Origin of the sequence: Nocardia sp. NBC_01730, assembly GCF_035920445.1 — a bacterium.
Lineage (GTDB): Bacteria > Actinomycetota > Actinomycetes > Mycobacteriales > Mycobacteriaceae > Nocardia.
In genome coordinates this window covers 3,108,467-3,125,196 of record NZ_CP109162.1, presented here as the reverse complement: position 1 = coordinate 3,125,196, position 16,730 = coordinate 3,108,467, and the positions used below count along the sequence as shown (strand labels likewise).

The window sequence follows — 16,730 nt, the reverse complement described above, 5'->3', positions numbered from 1 at the left end:
CGCCATGTCAACAGCACTGATCCACGGCACGGTCCAGGTCAACGGAACGACGCTGGCCTACACCCAGGCCGGGCCACACAAGGTCCGCCGCCGACCGGTGGTGTTCTCGCATCCGCTGTTTTTCAACCGAACCCAGTGGTACGAGCTCATGGCGCGATACGCGCAGCGCGGCCACCCCGTGTACGCCTACGACCATCGAGGCCAGGGCGAGAGCGTGCGGGCCGCGCGGAAGGATCTGTCGGTTTCCACGCTGACCGAGGACGCGGCGGCGTTCATCGAGCATTTCGGGCTGCAAGGATGCCATTTCGTCGGCGCCAGCCTCGGGGGTTTCGTCGGTCTGTGGCTGGCGGCGCTGAGGCCCGATCTCGTCAGCACGATCACTGCCATCGGGTCCTCGGCGGAGGAGGAGTACACCGAGTACGACACTCTGGTCGATCACCTCACCGCACACGGCACGGCCGGGGTGGTCGACCCGATCCTGAACATCATGTTCAGCGCCTGGACCCTGGAGAACAACGCAGCGCTGACCACCCATTGGCGGGCCGTCGTCAGCAGCCTCGATGAGAGGATCGGCGACGCCGCCCACGGCGTCATCACCCGCCCGCGCATCGTCGAGAAATTGCAAGATTGCCCGGTGTCAGTGCTCGCTATCGGAGGCGACGACGACCATGCCTACCCCGGCGACATATCCGGAAAGAACATCGCCAAAGCAGTCGGCCACAACGGCCGCCACGTCACCATCGAACACGCAGGCCACTCCGCAGCCCTCGAACAGCCCGAGGTAGTCGCGCGGCATCTCGACGAGCAGTTCGCCCTCATCGATGGAGTCTTAGCGGACAGATGGGACACCGCCGCTCAACGATAGGCACGCCCGGTACTGGTAGGTCAGGACTCGTAGCGACCAGCCATGCAGGCTCCTGCGTAGGTGAATCGCTTTCACAGGCTGATGAACGTTGCTTTAGCGTCGTCAGCCGGGCTTGTTCGTTGTAGCGGGCGAACTCGCGGTTTGCGGCCAGTGCGTCGATCTCGGGACCCCATTCGATCGGGGCGGCTCACCGATTACGATGACGATACGCGCGCCTGTGGCCAAGCGCCGTCTTACCCGTTCCAGCTGGGCCGCTCACGACAGCGAGCACCGGAAGCACAGGGGAATCGCCGTATCGCATTCTGGCACTTCAGCCATCATCGTGGATCCGACTGTCGCTGGCCTGGCGAGCCGATAGGGGATGAAGCTGGGTTGCCGGGTCAACGTGGGCCATTTCCTCGGTGGATTGGGGCTCGATGATCGCCTCGATCGAAGACGGGGTCGTCAGTGAGGCAAATCTGTCGAACCGGAATTCAACACAGTCAACAGCTCCCCGGTTCATCGCCAGCAGTACCCTCAAACGACTTCTCGCCGTCGATGTATGCTCGGCCGCCGTTTCGTGGGTGTTATGCCGCCCGCTGCGGACCAAAACGGTCAACGGCTCCGCTGCGGGGGCAAGATCGCCGATTACGGCTTCGATGCGTAGTTGGGGGCGTCGGTGGTGATGGCGACGTCGTGCGGGTGACTCTCACGCATGCCGGCTGCCGTGATTCGCATCAGCTGCGCATGCTGCAACTCAGGGATCGTGGTTGTGCCTGCAAACCCCATCCCGGCGCGCAGGCCGCCCACGAGCTGGTGTAGGACATCCTCGAGCGGGCCTCGGAAGGGTGTGCGGCCCTCGATACCTTGGGGGACGAGCCGTTCCTCTGAGAGCACGTCGTCCTGGAAGTAGCGGTCCTTCGAGTAGGACTTGCCTTCACCGCGGCCGCGCATTGCGGCGAGTGAACCCATTCCCCGATACACCTTGTACTGCTTGCTGCCGACCAGGACGATGTCGCCGGTCGACTCGGTAGTGCCTGCGAGCAGACTGCCCAGCATGACCGAACTGGCCCCTGACGCAATCGCTTTGGTGATGTCGCCGGAGTACTGGATGCCGCCGTCGGCGATGACGGGTACGCCGGCCGGGCCGCAGGCGGCGTATGCCTCGGCGATAGCGGTGATCTGTGGAACTCCGACACCGGCCACCACACGGGTGGTGCAGATCGAACCTGGCCCGACACCCACCTTGACGCCATCGGCACCGGCGTCGACGAGCGCTTGGGCTCCGGCGCGGGTGGCGACGTTGCCGCCGACAACGTCGACTCTGTCGCCGAGGTCTTTCTTGATCCGGGCGACCATATCGAGGACGTCGCGATGGTGGCCGTGCGCGGTGTCGACCATGATCACGTCGATGGAGGCGTCCGCCAGTGCCATGGCGCGGTTGTAGCCGTCCTCGCCGACGCCGATCGCCGCTCCGACGAGCAGACGTCCTTGGCCATCACGCACCGCGAGTGGATAGTTCTCGGACTTCACGAAGTCCTTGACCGTGCGCAGCCCGGCTAATTTTCCTGCTGCGTCGACGATCGGGAGCTTCTCGACCTTGTTGGCACGCATGATGTCCAGGGCTTCGTCCGGTGTCACTCCGACTCCGGCGGTGACCAGCCGCTCCGTGGTCATGACTTCGGCGACGGGCCGCGACATGTTGCGTTCGAACCGCATATCGCGGTTGGTGATGATCCCGACGAGCCGTCCGGTCTCATCGACCACGGGCACGCCCGAGATCCGGAACCGCGCGCACAGGTCGTCGACGTCCTGCAGCGTCGCATCCGGTGTACAGGTGACGGGATCGGAGACCATTCCCGACTCGGAGCGCTTCACGATCTCGACCTGTCCGGCCTGCTCCTGCACGGGCAGGTTGCGGTGCAGGACGCCGAGACCGCCGTGGCGGGCCATGGCGATAGCCATGCGGGCCTCGGTGACGGTGTCCATTGCCGCCGAGACGATCGGCACGCTCAGAGTGACGTTGCGTGATACCCGGGTCGTGGTGTCGACCCCACTCGGGATCACATCCGAGGCCGCCGGCACCAGCAGCACATCGTCGAATGTCAGCCCGATCGGCAGGCCGGACAGTGCTACCTCAACGGGGGTATTCATGGGGGTGACCAGCTCCTCAGCAGGGGGTTCGAGCGGAACGGTGGTGGGAGTGTAGCAATCGCCGCGATAGTGGCGACCATGGGTGAATCCGAAAATCTCGGAAGCGGGAGACACACTTTGCGTCAATGAAATACTCAGGGCCAGAAGGTGATTCATACGAGCTGAATCTCACGGTGTGTCGGGGAATTGAGTCGGTCGTGCCACCGCCACATCGCCAAGACGAGCCATAGCTGGTTCACCGACCACGTCGAGAGGTCGCTGTCGGCTGGCATGGCAAAGAACGCGTCCACGAGCGGGTCTGCGCGCAAGAATCGCTCGTACTGGCGGGCCAGCGCCACCAGGCCGCGGTGCAACGCATCTTTCGCCGGGTAGGGGAAGACCGCTTTGGGCCGTGACACCACGGTGTCGGGAATGATCCGCCACATGCCCGCGCGCAGCATCACCTTGCCGCGGCGGGCCGCCGGATGGATATGGCGCTCGAACGGTGTCGCGAAGCACCATTCGACGAGCGGATGATCGAGGAAGGGGAACCGGGCCTCGACGGACATACGCATGGCGAGGAAGTCTTCGAACTGCACGATTCGGGGAACTTGGGTGCCAACCAGGAGGCGGTGTACGCGTTCGAGGGCTGTTCCCGGCTGGCTGTGCAGGACCTCCAGCACTGCGGTGTGCGCGGCGCGACGTTCACTCAGAATGTCGGCGGAGAGCCCGGGTGCTTGACGTGAGGCGGGCAGGCGGTGGACCAAGTCCATGCCAGGTGCTCTGACATCGAGGATGTCGGCGACGAAGTTCGGTTGGCCGACGTAGCCAGCCATGGTCTCATCGGCGCCTTGACCGTTGAGCACGACGCGCAAGCCGAGATCACGCACGACACGGTAGTTGGCCAGGATGCTGACCAGGCGAACGTCGTCGTTGACGGCGGCGAGGTCACAAACCGCGTCGATGTCGGCGAGGGTGATCGTGTTGGGCCGCACATGGATGCGGTGGTCGATATCGGCGTGGAGGTGCTCGATCAGCAGGCGGCTGAACCACTCGTCGTCGTTGAGGTCCGATACCGCGGCGCAGGCGGGTTCGCTTGCGTCGTAGGCAATGGTGACCGCGGTGAGCGGGCCGTGACGTGCCGCGAGCGCGGTGATCGCTGAGGAATCCAGTCCGCCGCTGAGGAACGTGGAGACCGCAACGTCGGCCGCCTGCATCCTCTGCACGCTGTCGGACAGCAGCTCTTCGAGTTCGGCGACCGATCCCTGTGCATGCGCGTCGGTTTGAGGCAGTGCCCAGTAGGTGGTGGCGCTGGTTGTGCCATCGGCGGCGACGACCAAGTAGGTCGCGGGCGGGACTGAGCGGACTTCGGCGAGTGCGGTGCGCCAGGGATCGACCTCGAGGGTGGACGAGCACAGCAGCCGGTGATTGATCGTGTCGAGGTCAGGCCGGCGGGGAACGCCCGAGCAGTGCAGCAGCGCTTGGGCTTCGGAGGCGAACGCGAATGCGGCGGGGCCTTGGTGGAAGTACAGGGGTTTGATGCCGAGCCGGTCGCGCACGAGCGTCAGGCGCTGGGCCCGCCGGTCCCAGATGGCGAAGGCGAACATGCCGCGGAGTCGCTGCAGGGCCGCGGTCCCCCATTTTTGCCAGGCTCGTAGCACCACCTCGGTGTCGGTGCCGGAGCCGAACACGAACTCTGCGGCGAGTTCTCGCCGCAGCTCCTGGAAGTTGTAGAGCTCGCCGTTGTAGGTGATGGTCAGATGTGCTCGGGTCATCGGCTGAGCGCCGGCCTCGCCCAGGCCCACGATGCTGAGCCGGCGGTGCCCGAGCACGACGGCGTCCTGGCCCCAGATCCCTTCGGCGTCGGGGCCACGGTGGGTGAGCGCGGCGGTCATCCGTCCCACGTCGGTGTGATCGGGGACCGGTCCGGGTGCGCGGTGGTGAATCAGAGTTCCCGCGATGCCGCATCCGCTGTACATACCTCACTGGCCCCGATCGTCGAGGACATCGCGCAGTACAGCCAGGCCCTCGCCCGACAGCATCGAGAAGTGATCGCCGGGAACCACTTCCAGACGTACCTGGGTGCGGCTGTGTTGACGCCACCTCCCGATGTCCACCAGCTCGTTGGCGTTCGTGTTCTGGGGGACGACCACGGTGAGGGCGTCGACCTGGTCGGCGGGGTGCCAGGCCGCCAGCGCTCGGCGGTTGGCGAGCAGAACACCGACCTGCCGCTCGATCAGCGACAGTTCATCGGCGCCAAGGTTCGCATCTGTCAGCTGCTGCACTAGCGCCCGAATTCGTTCGGGCTCAGGAAGGTCGGCTGTGGCCTCGACACTGGAGGCGGCGGCGGTCATCGGGATCCAGGGCATGAGCTGGTGGAGTTGGTCGACGAGGGATGCCCTGTCGTCGGCTCGGTCCGTCGAGGTCGTCGGCGGGTCGATCAGCGTCACGGTGGTCACGCGGTCGCCGGCGTCCTCGAGTTGTCGCGCCATCTCATAGGCGACTGCGGCGCCGAATGACCATCCGGTGATCGTGTACGGGCCGTGGCGCTGGATGCGGCGGATCCGTGCGCAGTACTCCGCGGCGAGTCCAGCCACGCTGGTGTCAGGGTTCGGCTCGGATTGGGGAAGCCCGATCCACCGCCACGGGGTGCCCAGCTGCGATGCCAGCGGCTGCGCCCAGGTGATGGTGCCGTCGACGGGGTGTACCAGGAAATGGTTCGGGGAGCCCGAGCTGCCACCGAGGGGCACCGTGGCAGCGGTCTCCTCGATCGCCTCGACCATCACGTTCAGCGCGGCCTCGGCGGCCGCGATGTCGATCCGTGCCGGATCGAGGGCGCATCGTGCGACCATTGTCTGCCCGGTGTCGACCACGGTGATATCCAGCGGTGTCGGTAGGACGTTGGCCGGTCCGATCGCGAACCCGGTTGCGACAGGCAGCGGGGTGAGGACGTCGGTGGGCAGCGGCGCGGTGCGCTGGCCGAGGTAGTTGAAGGTGATCTCGGGTTCGGCGATCTCGGCTATGAGGGTGCCCAGCGCAGAGGCCGGCTCGAGGTAGCGGGCGATGCCGTAGTGAGTGCCGTGGGCGGGAACCTCTCCCAGGCGGCGCTCGACTTCGTCAGCGGCGTCGATGAGCTCGGCATCCTCACCGACCGGCAGGGATACCGGATACAGCGCGGTCAGCCAGCCGACGATCTCCTCCGCGCCGGGCAGGCAGTCGCGGCCGTGGCCTTCGAGCAGCACGCAGAGGTGTTGTCCGAGTGTGCGAGTCAGCCCGCGTGCGAGCGCGGCCAGCAGTACAGCTCGCGCGCCTGGTCCTCGCATCAGCGGCAGTTCACGAACCAGGAGCCGCCGCGCTAGCGGCGACAAGGTGCGTTCGGTGCGGTGCAGAGCGCCGAACGGTGTCCGGTCGGCGGCGCTGATGGTGATGCTCGGTCTTGGGGTATTCGCCAGCGCCTGCCAGTGCGTGTACTCGGTGGCGTCGGGTTGCAGCGCGAATCGCTCCGGCATGCCAGCAACGGGACGGTCTGGGACCGTGACATCTCCAACGGAGTGCCGGTGGTGGCTGGTTTCGATGTCGCGGGTCAGGACGTCCCAGGAGACGGCGTCGACGATGAGGTGGTGCAGTGCCAGGCAAAGCCATCGTCGCCCCGAGCCGGGGTCGGTGCACAAGTCGATGCGCCACAACCGGTCCTCGCTGATCGACAGGCCCGCGGTCATCGCGTTCAAATGCTGGCGGATGGCCGAATCATCATGTGCCGCAGTGAGAGTCACGCCGGTGATGGCCGGGACTGGTGCGGCGTGTAGCAGCCGCGCCTGCCACTGACCGTCGATCTGCTCGAACACGGTGCGGAAGGCGTCGTGTCGTGCCACGGTCGATTCGATCGCGGCGACCAGATCGCGGTCATGAGCATGTGGGTCGAGCTGAAAGACGCGGACCTGGTGGAAATGGTCCGGGTCGGCGAACTGCTGTGCGAAGAACCATCCTTGGATCCCCGAGAGTGCGAGCACCGACCCGCCGGGCCGCCGCTGTCGATCCGCCGCCGCCGGGGTGGTGGCGAGGGTTTCGGTGAGTGCGCGGATGGTGCGTGTGCGGATGACGGCGGGGACTGACAGGTCCAGTCCGTGCGAGCGGGCCATCGTTACCGCTCTGATCGCCAGCAGCGAATCGCCTCCGAGTGTGAAGAAGTCGTCGTCGACGGTGATGTCCTGGCGGCCCAGCAGGCTTCGCCACAGGTGCAGCAGGAGATGCTGTGCCGAATCGGAGTGCTGTTCAGGCTTCTCGGTCGCGGCGTGCGGGCCGGTCGGGGTCGGCATCCGGTTGCGGTCGATCTTGCCGGTGCGGGTGCGCGGCAGCTCGTCGACGATCGCGTACAGCGACGGCACCATGTAGGCGGGCAGCCGATCGCACAGCCAACGGCGCAGCGCCGTGGCCAGGGTGTGGTCGTGGCCAGGTGCGGACACGAATGCCGCTAACTGCGGGGTCCCCGTCACCTCTTCGAGCGCCACGAACGCCGACTTCACCGCCGAATGCGCGGTAAGACAGTGGGTCACCTCGCCGGCCTCGATCCGGAACCCGCGGATTTTGATCTGGTCGTCGAGGCGGCCGAGGATCTCGAATTCCCCACCGGGGAGCATACGGGCGGCGTCACCGGTCCGGTACACGCGTTCGGCGGCCCGGGGGCCGATCGCGAGCGGCCCGAAACGGCGGCAGGTCAGCTCCGGTCGCCCGAGGTAGCCCGCCGACACCCCCGCGCCTGCGATGACCAGCTCGCCCCGCGCACCGATCGGCGACAACTGTCCGCGCGGATCCAACACGAACAGCGCACTGTTCGCGGTCGGTCGGCCTATCGTGACCCGCTGCGCGCCGGTCGGCCGTGTCGGTGGGTGCACGCGCGCCACTGAGCACCACACCGTCGCTTCGGTCGGCCCGTACTCGTTGTACAGCGCCACCTCGGGCAACACCTCGGCGTGGCGGCGCACCAGCTCGCTCGTGCACGGCTCACCGCCGACCGCGACCGCCTGAAGCGAAGTCGCCCCGGGGTTTTCGATGCTGTCGAGGAAGACCTTGTAGAAGGTGGACACGAAGTTCAGGTGCGTGACCTCGTGCGCATCGATCAGCGAGCGCAGCGCATCGGGATCCTGTTCGCCGCCTTCGATGTCGGGGAAGACTACGGTGCCCCTGAGCCACAGCGTCCACATCACCATCGACGCGGCGACGTCGAATATCACCGGCAGCGTCACCAAGGTTCGTGGCGGGGTCCATCCGAATTCGACGGTGCGCGCATGGATAGCAGCGACCGCATTGGCGTGGGTGGCCACGACCGCCTTCGGTGTTCCCGTCGACCCCGAGGTGTAGGTCAGATACGCCGGCGCACCGGGTTGAATCACCGCCAGCGGCGGCCGCATCGGCGCGGCGACGGCCTGCTCGGGGCAGATGATCGGCACTCGGCAACCGCGAAACGCGGCGACCGCGTCGGATGCGCACAGCACCGCGGCGGACGAACTGTCGTGGACCAGCGTCAACAGCCGCATCCACGGTTGCGTGGGATCGACGGTGACATAGGCCGCGCCGCGGCGCAGCACCGCCAGCCACGCGGCGACCAGTTCCACCGACCTGGGGTAGGCGACCGCGACGGTCGCGCCCGCGCCGAGCCCGACTTGGTCGAGCACGCTTTCGAACCGTGCCACTAGTTCGTCGAGTTCACGGTAGGTGACCTGGCGCGATCGGTGGGTCAGTGCGACCGCATCCGGGGCCTGGGCAATGGCGTGGTCGACGCCATCGGTGATCGTGGGGAACGTAGGCGCCGAGTCCGGACCGGTCCCGGCGCTGAAGATTCGGCGAGTCATCGTCGGCCCGAGCAGATCGAGGCCTTCGATCGGGGTGTCCCAGTAGTCGGTGATCGAGGCGACGATGTGGGCGAACTGGGCGGCGTGTTCCTGGGCGGTCGCGGGGTCGAACAGCGCGCTGTTGTACTCCCACAGGATGTCGATTCCCACGCGGCGCGAACCATCTGGCGTCGCAACCAGTTCCGGCACGCACACGACATTGACATCGTTCTTCGCCGACCCGTTGTGGTCGATACGCAGCTCACCGTGCAAGCCCTCGAGATCGAACTGCGGGCGCGGACTGTCGTGGAAGGCGAACATCAACCCGAACAGCGCATTGCGTGCGGGATCGCGAGGCAAGTTCAGGGCCTCGACCAGGTCGACCAGCGGGAATTCTTGATGGTCCTGCGCGCCGAGCAGCACCTTCATGACGCCGTGCACGACCGAACCGACCGTGGCGGAGTCCTCGACCCGCAGCCGCAGCGGCAGCGCGTTGACGAACATGCCCAGCAGGCTCGCAGTCTCGGCTTGGCGGCGGTTGGACAGTGCTGAGCCGATCACCATGTCCGGCTCGTGCGTGTGCCGCCACACCAGCAGCGCGAACGCGGACAAGAACACCGCGAACCGCGTCACCCCATGACGGGCACACGTCGCATCGATCACCGACACGACATCTGGGATGATGCCCAACCGGACACAACCTCCGTCGAAGGTCTGCACAGGTGGGCGGGGCCGATCCGGTTCGAAGCCGACACCGATCGGTGAACAACCCTGCAGCGTGCTCATCCAGTACTGCTGCTGGCGGCGATAGTGCTCGGTTCCGCGCCACCGCCCGTACCAGTGGGCATAGTCGCGGTACTGCACCGGCAAGACCGGGCGGGGGATGGGTCGGGCATGCCGCGCCGCGTCGTAGGCGTCGCGGATCTCGCCCAGCAGCAGCGTCGCCGACCAACCATCGTGGACGAAGTGGTGTTCGACCTGGAACAACTGCCACCGCTTCGGCGAGAGCCGGTACAGATACCAGCGCACCAACGGCAGTGCTGCAATATCGAATCCCCGGCTCATCGCCGCGCGCTTGTGCTCGGCCAGGGCGCGGCGCTGATCGTGCCCGTCGCGCGCGGACAGATCCACATGCTCGACGTGGACCCGCCACGGGGAATGGACGCGTTGGACTGGGCCATGCGGGCTGTCGTGGAAGGTGGTGCGCAGGATCTCGTGGCGGGCGACGATGCCGGTCAGGGCTGTTTCGAGCGCTTCGGCGTCCAGTTCGCCGGTCAGGTCGAGGGTGCACTGGGTGGTGTAAGCCAGCACCGACGGCGCCAGGTGATGCAGGATCCAGATCTGGCGCTGCTGGGCACTGAGCGGGGCGGTGTCACCCTCGCGCTCGGTTACCACCAGCGCCGGCCTACCGGTCTGGTCCGCGCCACGCACGTACTCGGCGATCTCGCGCACGTCGGACGCGGCGAACAGCACGCCCATCGGGATCTCGATATCGAAGCGGTTGCTGATCGCCGCCGAGAACCGAACGTGCGACAGCGACGCGAGCCCGAGCCCGAGTAGATCCGTATCGACCGCGATCTCCTCAACGTCGGTCACTTCGGCCAGTATCTCGACCAGGACCGCCTCGACTTCGTCGGCCGCTATCGCGCTAGACCGAACAGGCGCTGTCGGCCGAGGAAGGTGGCGTTCGTCGATCTTGCCGTTCGCGGTGCGCGGCAACGACGCCACGGTCATCCACGCGGTGGGACTCATGTACTGCGGCAGCCGGGCCGCCAAGTGTGCCTGCGCCTGGTCCGCGGTGACGACCACATCGCCAACGGTTACCAGGTATCCCACCAGCGTTGCGTCCGTGCCCAGGTCCTCGCGCACGCTCACATGGGCCTGCTCCACGCCGGGGTGGGTCATCAGCGCGGTCTCGACGTGGCCGGGCTCGACCCGGTTGCCACCGATTTTGAGTTGGCGATCAGCCCGGCCGAGGAACATGAACTGGCCGTCGGTGGTGGCTTCGACGAGATCGCCGGTGCGGTAGGCCGATTCGCCGTCGGGCAACTCGAGGAACCGGTCGGCGGTGAGTTCGGGCTGGGCGAGGTAGCCGATCGCCACGTTCGGGCCGGTGATGGCGAGCTCCCCGGTCGCGCCCGCCGCGCTGTCGATTACCGTGCCGGTCTCATCGAGCAGGACATAGCCGGTGTTGATAAGCGGCGCGCCGATGGTCAAGGCGAACCGCTGTCCTGACGTGCCGCAATACACCAGCGCGTAGCTGGAGAACACGCACGCTTCGGTCGGGCCGTACTCGTTGTACAGCGACGCGTCTGGCAGCAGCTGGGCGTGCCGTTCGATGAGCACCTCGCTCCACCGTTCGCTGCCGATCATCACCGTCGTCAGCGACTGCGGCGGATCGGCTGCAATCCGTTCCAGGAAAGGCGGATACAGCGACGCCGCGTACACCAGATGCGTGATCTGCTCTCGTCGTACCAGCTCCACCGTGCTCGCGACATCAGCCAACGGCATCGGGTTGACGATCAGCGTGCCGCCACCCAGCAGCGCATAGAACACCACCCCGGACGCGACATCGAACCCCGGCGAATGCAGCAACGGAATCCGTTCCGGTCTGCCGTACGCCAGCAGCCGCGCCTGAGTGGAATTGAGCATCGAATGGTGCGCGAGCACAACTCCTTTAGGCTTACCCGTCGATCCAGACGTGAAGATCACATAGGCCGGATCCTCATGACTCGGCTCGAGCAATTGCGCATCCGCGCGGGCCTCAGCGGTGAGCTGCGCAACCGTCACCCACCGTGGCGACCCTGCAAGGGATTGTGGGATTCGATCCTCGCTGGTGACGACCACCAATGGCCGCACTTGATCGAGCAGATCGGCGATGTAGTCCGGCGGTGTGGCCGGGTCGATCGGCACGTAGGTCATGCCCGCGCTCACCGTGCCGATCAGCATCGCGACGAACTCTACCGACCGATCCAGCAGCACCGCAACCATTCCCGCATCGCGGTCCGGGCCAGCCAGCGCGGTCAACCCTTGCGCCACCGCGTCGGTCAGTCCCGCGAGTTTGCGGTACGTCCACATGTCGGAGCCGGACTGGACCGCGATCCGGTCGCTGTTGCGCGCCACCGCGGCGGTGAAGGCGGTTCCCAGATTCGACGTTGTGTCGAGCGAGATGTCCATGTCATCGTCCCATCGCTGCGAGGGTCCGCTGGACCCGGCCGATGACGGGCGCGGGGGCTCGGTCGCCGACATGCTCGAGGTAGTAGCCCAGCAGTTCCTCACGCTGCTCTCCGGGCCGATCCAGAAACAGGATGTCGTGGGCGCTCAGCGCTCGGACCGCGAACATCGGCACCGGCGACTGCATCACCGGAAACGCTGGATTGTGCACGCTGCCAACCGAACTGGACTGGTGGAACTCGCCGAGCATCAATCCGCGCCGCACGAAATCCGGTCGTAATCGCGCATGGCCGCCGTCGATGAACTCCGCCGCACCGTCCGGGTCGATATCCGTGTAGACAGCCAGCAGCGCCCCACGTCGGAACGACTCGGCCTCATCGAACAGCTCGACGTACAGGTCTGCCAGGGCAGGGACGGTGTCGAGCGCCTCGTCCACCGTCGGCCGGGTCGTGCGGACCGCGACGAGCCGGACCAGGTTCTGGTCGATCGCCACCGCCAGTCGGGGGCACACCGCTCCGGGGCGGCGCAGCCGCGAATCCGGTGTGAGGACGAAGTCCCCGACCCATCCGAGCACGGACTGGTACTGAGGGAATCGCTCGAAGAGCTTGTACGCGTTCGCGATATCGGTGAGCGAGCCGGGAAGAAACGGGAAGTTGTCGGTGAGGCTCATCGGTCAGCGCTCCCGAACGGGCGACCAGCCACCGCGTAGGAGGAAAACCCGTCAGGCCCCACGGGAATGTCGCCGACGATGGTGACTCGGTGCAGAATTCGTGACCCGTCAGCGGCGTTCACGTCAGCCGCGGCGATATGTGCTGTCGAGCGGTTGTCCCAGAACGCGACCGCACCCGGCTCCCACCGCAACCGCACGGTGTACTCGGGCCGGGTGATCTGCTCGTACAGCAGATCCAGCAGCCGACGGCTCTCGACACGGCTCATGCCGAGGATGTGGCTGGTCCGCGACGGGGATACGAACAGCGCCTTCTCGTCGGACTCGGGATGTACACGAACGACCGGGTGAACCGCGACCATCGCCTTCGCGTTCACCATCTCCATGATCGAGCGATCCAGCTCGTCGTGCTCCGACATCTGATAGCCCGCCCAGAAGGTGTGCTCGGCACGCAGATCATCGACGAACCGCCGCAACGGCGCCGACAGCCCCTCATACGCCGCGACCAAGTTCGTCCACTGCGTATCGCCGCCGAACGCCGGTGCGGTCTCCGCGCGAAGGATCGAGGCCATCGGCGGGTTGACGGCGTGTGTCATATCGGTGTGCCATCCACCGATCGCCGACACCCACCGGCTCCGATAGTGAGCTTCGATGTCGCGGCCGTATCGCGCGATATCGATGGTCGGGGAAATGGCGCAGATCTCCGGGAACTCGTCGAGATCACCGCCGCTCTGCGGGCGCGGGCGAAGAGTCAGCTCGCCGAAATTCCGCCCGAATGCGACATGCTCGGCGTGGCCGATCTTCTGACCGTGGAAGAACACCACCTTGTGTGCCAGCAGCGCATCGCGGATTTCGGCGACGGTGTCGGGGTCGAGGGGAACCGACAAATCGACACCGTCGATGTCGGCACCGATGTGACCGGCCACCCGGGTCACGCTGATGCGCTGATAGATGTTCTGGCTCATGGGAAGTCCTCCGTGTTCGACCGACTGCGACCAAGCACTTCGAGAACACCGCGAACCCCACCGCAGCCAACAGTGGTGTATTTGGTGCAATCCGGTGCACTTGGTGCGATCGGTCGCCGTCCTGGACTAAAGTCACGCGCATCACACCGCCGATGAGCTGGGGCAGGAGGCAGGCGCGGTGAGCGAGTCACAGCTGGCGGCATCACTCGAAGACCTGGGCTGGCGGCCAGAAACCTTGGCACACAAGCTGGTCGAGTACGCCGCGCTTCATGGACGCCGCGATCACCTCCATGAAAAGACCCCGTACAAATGGCTGGCGGGGCACCGCCCGCGACCACCGTGGCCACAGCTGATCGCTGCCCTGCTGAGCGCTGAGCTCGCCCGGCCCATCAGCCCTTCAACCCTGGGCTGGCCTCCGACCGGCAAGAACGACCAGCAGCCGTTGCTGCCCGCGCATAGCGGACTGGCACTACCGTGGACAGTCGAAGGGGCCGTGCACGCGATGCGGGCAGTTACGGAGGCTGATCCCATGGACCGGCGGGTATTCCTCACCGTGATGGGGGCCGCTATGAGCGCCCCCGCCCACGAATGGCTCCTGGCCGCCCCGGTCCCGCACCTCACCCGCTCAGGAAAGTCCCGCCGTGTGAACCTCGGCACCGTCGACGAACTCGACCTCATGAACGCCAGCCTGCGCAGACTCGACGACGGAGGCGGCGGTGACGCGCTGCTGCTCATGGTCCGCGCCCACCTGCGCCAGGTCGTGCAACTGATCGACCACAGCAACTACACCGACATCGTGGGACGCCGTCTTTTCAGTAATGCTGGCGAATTGCTGCGGCTCGCCGGATGGCTCGCTTTCGATGCGGGACAGCACGCCCGTGCCCAGCGCTTCTGGCTGGCCGCACTACGCGCCGCGCACACCGCCGGTGACCGCGCCTTGGCGGCAAACACCCTCGGTTTCATGAGCTGCCAGGCAAAAGACATCCGGCAACCACACGAAGCGGTCACTCTCGCCGTATCCGCCAGGGCCGGGTATCGCGGCGCCAGCCCACGCGTATCGGCCATCCTGTCGCTGCGTGCAGCGGAAGCCCACGCCGCCAATGGATCCGCAACCGAATGCCGCCGCGCCATCGACGACGCCTTCGCAAACCTCGACTCCCCAACCACCACCGCGCCAGACTGGAGCTACTGGCTCAACCCCGGACACGCCCACGGCCAGGCCGGATTCTGCTACCTGAAACTCGGCGATCATTCCGCCGCCCGCAAACACTTCCGCCAGGCACTACGCCTGCAAGACCCGAAAGCCACACGCGAAGGCGCCCTGCGCTACACCCTGCTGGCCACCACTTACATACGCCAGGACGACCCCGACCTCGACCAAGCCCTCGCCCTAGCCGGCCACGCCGTCAACATCCTCTCCGACGACGTCAGCTCGAACCGCTGCGTCGGACACCTGAACACCCTCCTGCGCGACCTCACCCCACACAACCGCCGACCCTCCATCCGGCGGCTCGCAGAGCAAGTCCAATCGCTTCGGTCGGCGACATCCACCGACTGACCGACAGCTGGGTCACGGCGGGACCTAAGCGCCGGTGACTGCCAGCTCGAGCACATGTACCAGATCGGCGACCACGCCGGATCGGGCGTGCGGCGCTGAAGCTGCAGCGATCTGCGGCAGTCGCTCGACCGCCCGTCGGCTCGAGATCACCGTTATGTCGCTCAACACCTCGGCGGTCATCTTGACGCCGGTATCCACATCACCCACTCGAAAGGCACTCTGCGCGGCCACGATCCGATCGAACAGCAGCGACCGCGCTGGCCGATCAGGCGCGGATCCGGCCAACGACATCTCCGTCAGCTCGAGTGCGGTCGCGGCGCTCGATTCCGCCAGCGCCCGGTCGGTGGTGTGCGCGGCCAGTACACCGTGCACAAGCGCCTGGTGGCCAGCGAAATCGACGTGACAGTAGAACACTCGCATCCACGGATCGCTCGGCTCGTTCGCGGCGGCTAGCTGCATATCGCGCTCCGCGCGGCTGAGACTGTCGGTCATCTCGCGAGGTCGACCGATCATCGCGTACGCCCACGCGGCGGTCGCCCGCAACTGGGCGCCCACTCCGCCATCACCGGCCTCAGCAGCAGGAATCTGGCCGAACTGCACCAACTTCAGCGCTGACTCAGGGTCGTGTTGGTGCAGCGCAACGCGCGCCAACGCGAACACCAAGTGGCCCGCCAGGCTGGTTCCTTCGCGTGTGTCGCTGGACAACGCCCACTCCAGGCCCTGCGCCAGACGCTCGCGGGCCCGGTTCTGCTGACCACTGTCGTGATGCGCCCACGCGGTGACATTCGCTAAGTCGGCCAGCGTGACGTGTAGATCAGCTCGCACCGCAAGCTCGGTGCACCGGTCCAGCGTCCCGGTTCCCCGATCCAGTGCCGCGGAGGCTGGATCCACTGCGACACCGCCGCCGAACGCGCTGTCCAGATCGCGCAGGTGAGCAGTCAGACGCCGTAACCGCTCCACTTCCTCGGCACCGACACGCTCCGGAAGAGGTCCCCAGCTCAATCCCGTCTGCTTCGGCTGCCATGCACGCAACGTCTCGTGGGATCCCGCCATTGCGGACGCGACCGCAACCAGAAACGCCCTGCGCCGCATGGGATCGACCTCCTCCGGATGTGTTCTTCCCGGCTGCTGAGTCGGCACCGGCGCCCCTATGGCTCTCAGTAGCCGACGGTAGGTGGGTCTCGGCAGCACCGCACCCTTTTCCCATCGCCTGATCATCCGAGGATCGCAGACCATCTGTGCCCCGGTCACCGCCGCAGCGGCTGTCAGCTTCTCAGCCAGCTCCGGCTGGGAGAGCTTTTGGTCTGCACGCCACCGATGGAGCTGCTCACCCCACGCCATATCAGTCGGTTGTTCCATGTCGACCCCGGAATCGCTACCCACACTGCGTCGTTGAAACGCAGCACTCATCGAACGTTGCTTCTTCGGTCCCGCTGCCGCGGTTCGCATACGAGCCGCATCGCCTTCGACCGACCGGGGCACGTAGACCAGGCGGCGCCGCAGCCGCCAACGGCTTGCGTTGCCCCCTGGGGCCGCGGCGTCGGCTTTCGCTTGTGGGGCG

8 protein-coding genes are annotated in these 16,730 nt (G+C 66.4%); 2 read left to right on the top strand and 6 right to left on the bottom strand.

The annotated features are described in order from the left end of the window. Window positions 1-4: 4 nt before the first annotated feature. Window positions 5-865, top strand: a complete 861-nt coding sequence (locus OHB12_RS12020) for an alpha/beta fold hydrolase (protein WP_327118974.1) — start codon at window positions 5-7, stop codon at window positions 863-865. 627 nt (window positions 866-1,492) lie between these two features. Here the strand turns inward: OHB12_RS12020 and guaB are convergent. From guaB to OHB12_RS11995, 5 genes are all read right to left on the bottom strand, one after another. Further along, the gene (gene guaB / locus OHB12_RS12015; protein ID WP_327118973.1) at window positions 1,493-2,998 is read right to left on the bottom strand and encodes an IMP dehydrogenase; all 1,506 of its coding nucleotides are present in this window, start codon (window positions 2,996-2,998) and stop codon (window positions 1,493-1,495) included. A gap of 152 nt (window positions 2,999-3,150) precedes the next feature. After that, window positions 3,151-4,956, bottom strand: coding sequence for an asparagine synthase (glutamine-hydrolyzing) (gene asnB, locus OHB12_RS12010; protein WP_327118972.1), 1,806 nt, complete (start codon window positions 4,954-4,956; stop codon window positions 3,151-3,153). Window positions 4,957-4,959: 3 nt separating this feature from the next. Then, complete coding sequence (locus OHB12_RS12005; protein ID WP_327118971.1) at window positions 4,960-11,982, bottom strand: non-ribosomal peptide synthetase; 7,023 nt, start codon at window positions 11,980-11,982, stop codon at window positions 4,960-4,962. A 1-nt stretch (window position 11,983) separates the two neighbouring features. Further along, window positions 11,984-12,649 (bottom strand): DUF6875 domain-containing protein, encoded by a 666-nt coding sequence (locus OHB12_RS12000; protein WP_327118970.1) that lies wholly within the window; start codon window positions 12,647-12,649, stop codon window positions 11,984-11,986. Further along, a complete protein-coding gene (locus OHB12_RS11995) occupies window positions 12,646-13,611 on the bottom strand; it encodes a TauD/TfdA dioxygenase family protein (RefSeq protein WP_327118969.1) in 966 nt (321 codons plus the stop codon). Before OHB12_RS11995 ends, OHB12_RS12000 begins: the two co-directional genes overlap by 4 nt. Window positions 13,612-13,789: 178 nt before the next feature. On the opposite strand from OHB12_RS11995, the gene OHB12_RS11990 reads away from it, so the two are divergent. Continuing rightward, window positions 13,790-15,169 carry a hypothetical protein gene (locus OHB12_RS11990; RefSeq protein ID WP_327118968.1) on the top strand — a complete coding sequence of 460 codons (1,380 nt, stop codon included), beginning with the start codon at window positions 13,790-13,792 and terminating at the stop codon, window positions 15,167-15,169. 24 nt (window positions 15,170-15,193) lie between these two features. Here the strand turns inward: OHB12_RS11990 and OHB12_RS11985 are convergent, their stop codons facing one another. Beyond that, complete coding sequence (locus OHB12_RS11985; protein WP_327118967.1) at window positions 15,194-16,528, bottom strand: helix-turn-helix domain-containing protein; 1,335 nt, start codon at window positions 16,526-16,528, stop codon at window positions 15,194-15,196. Between the last annotated feature and the right edge of the window lie 202 nt (window positions 16,529-16,730).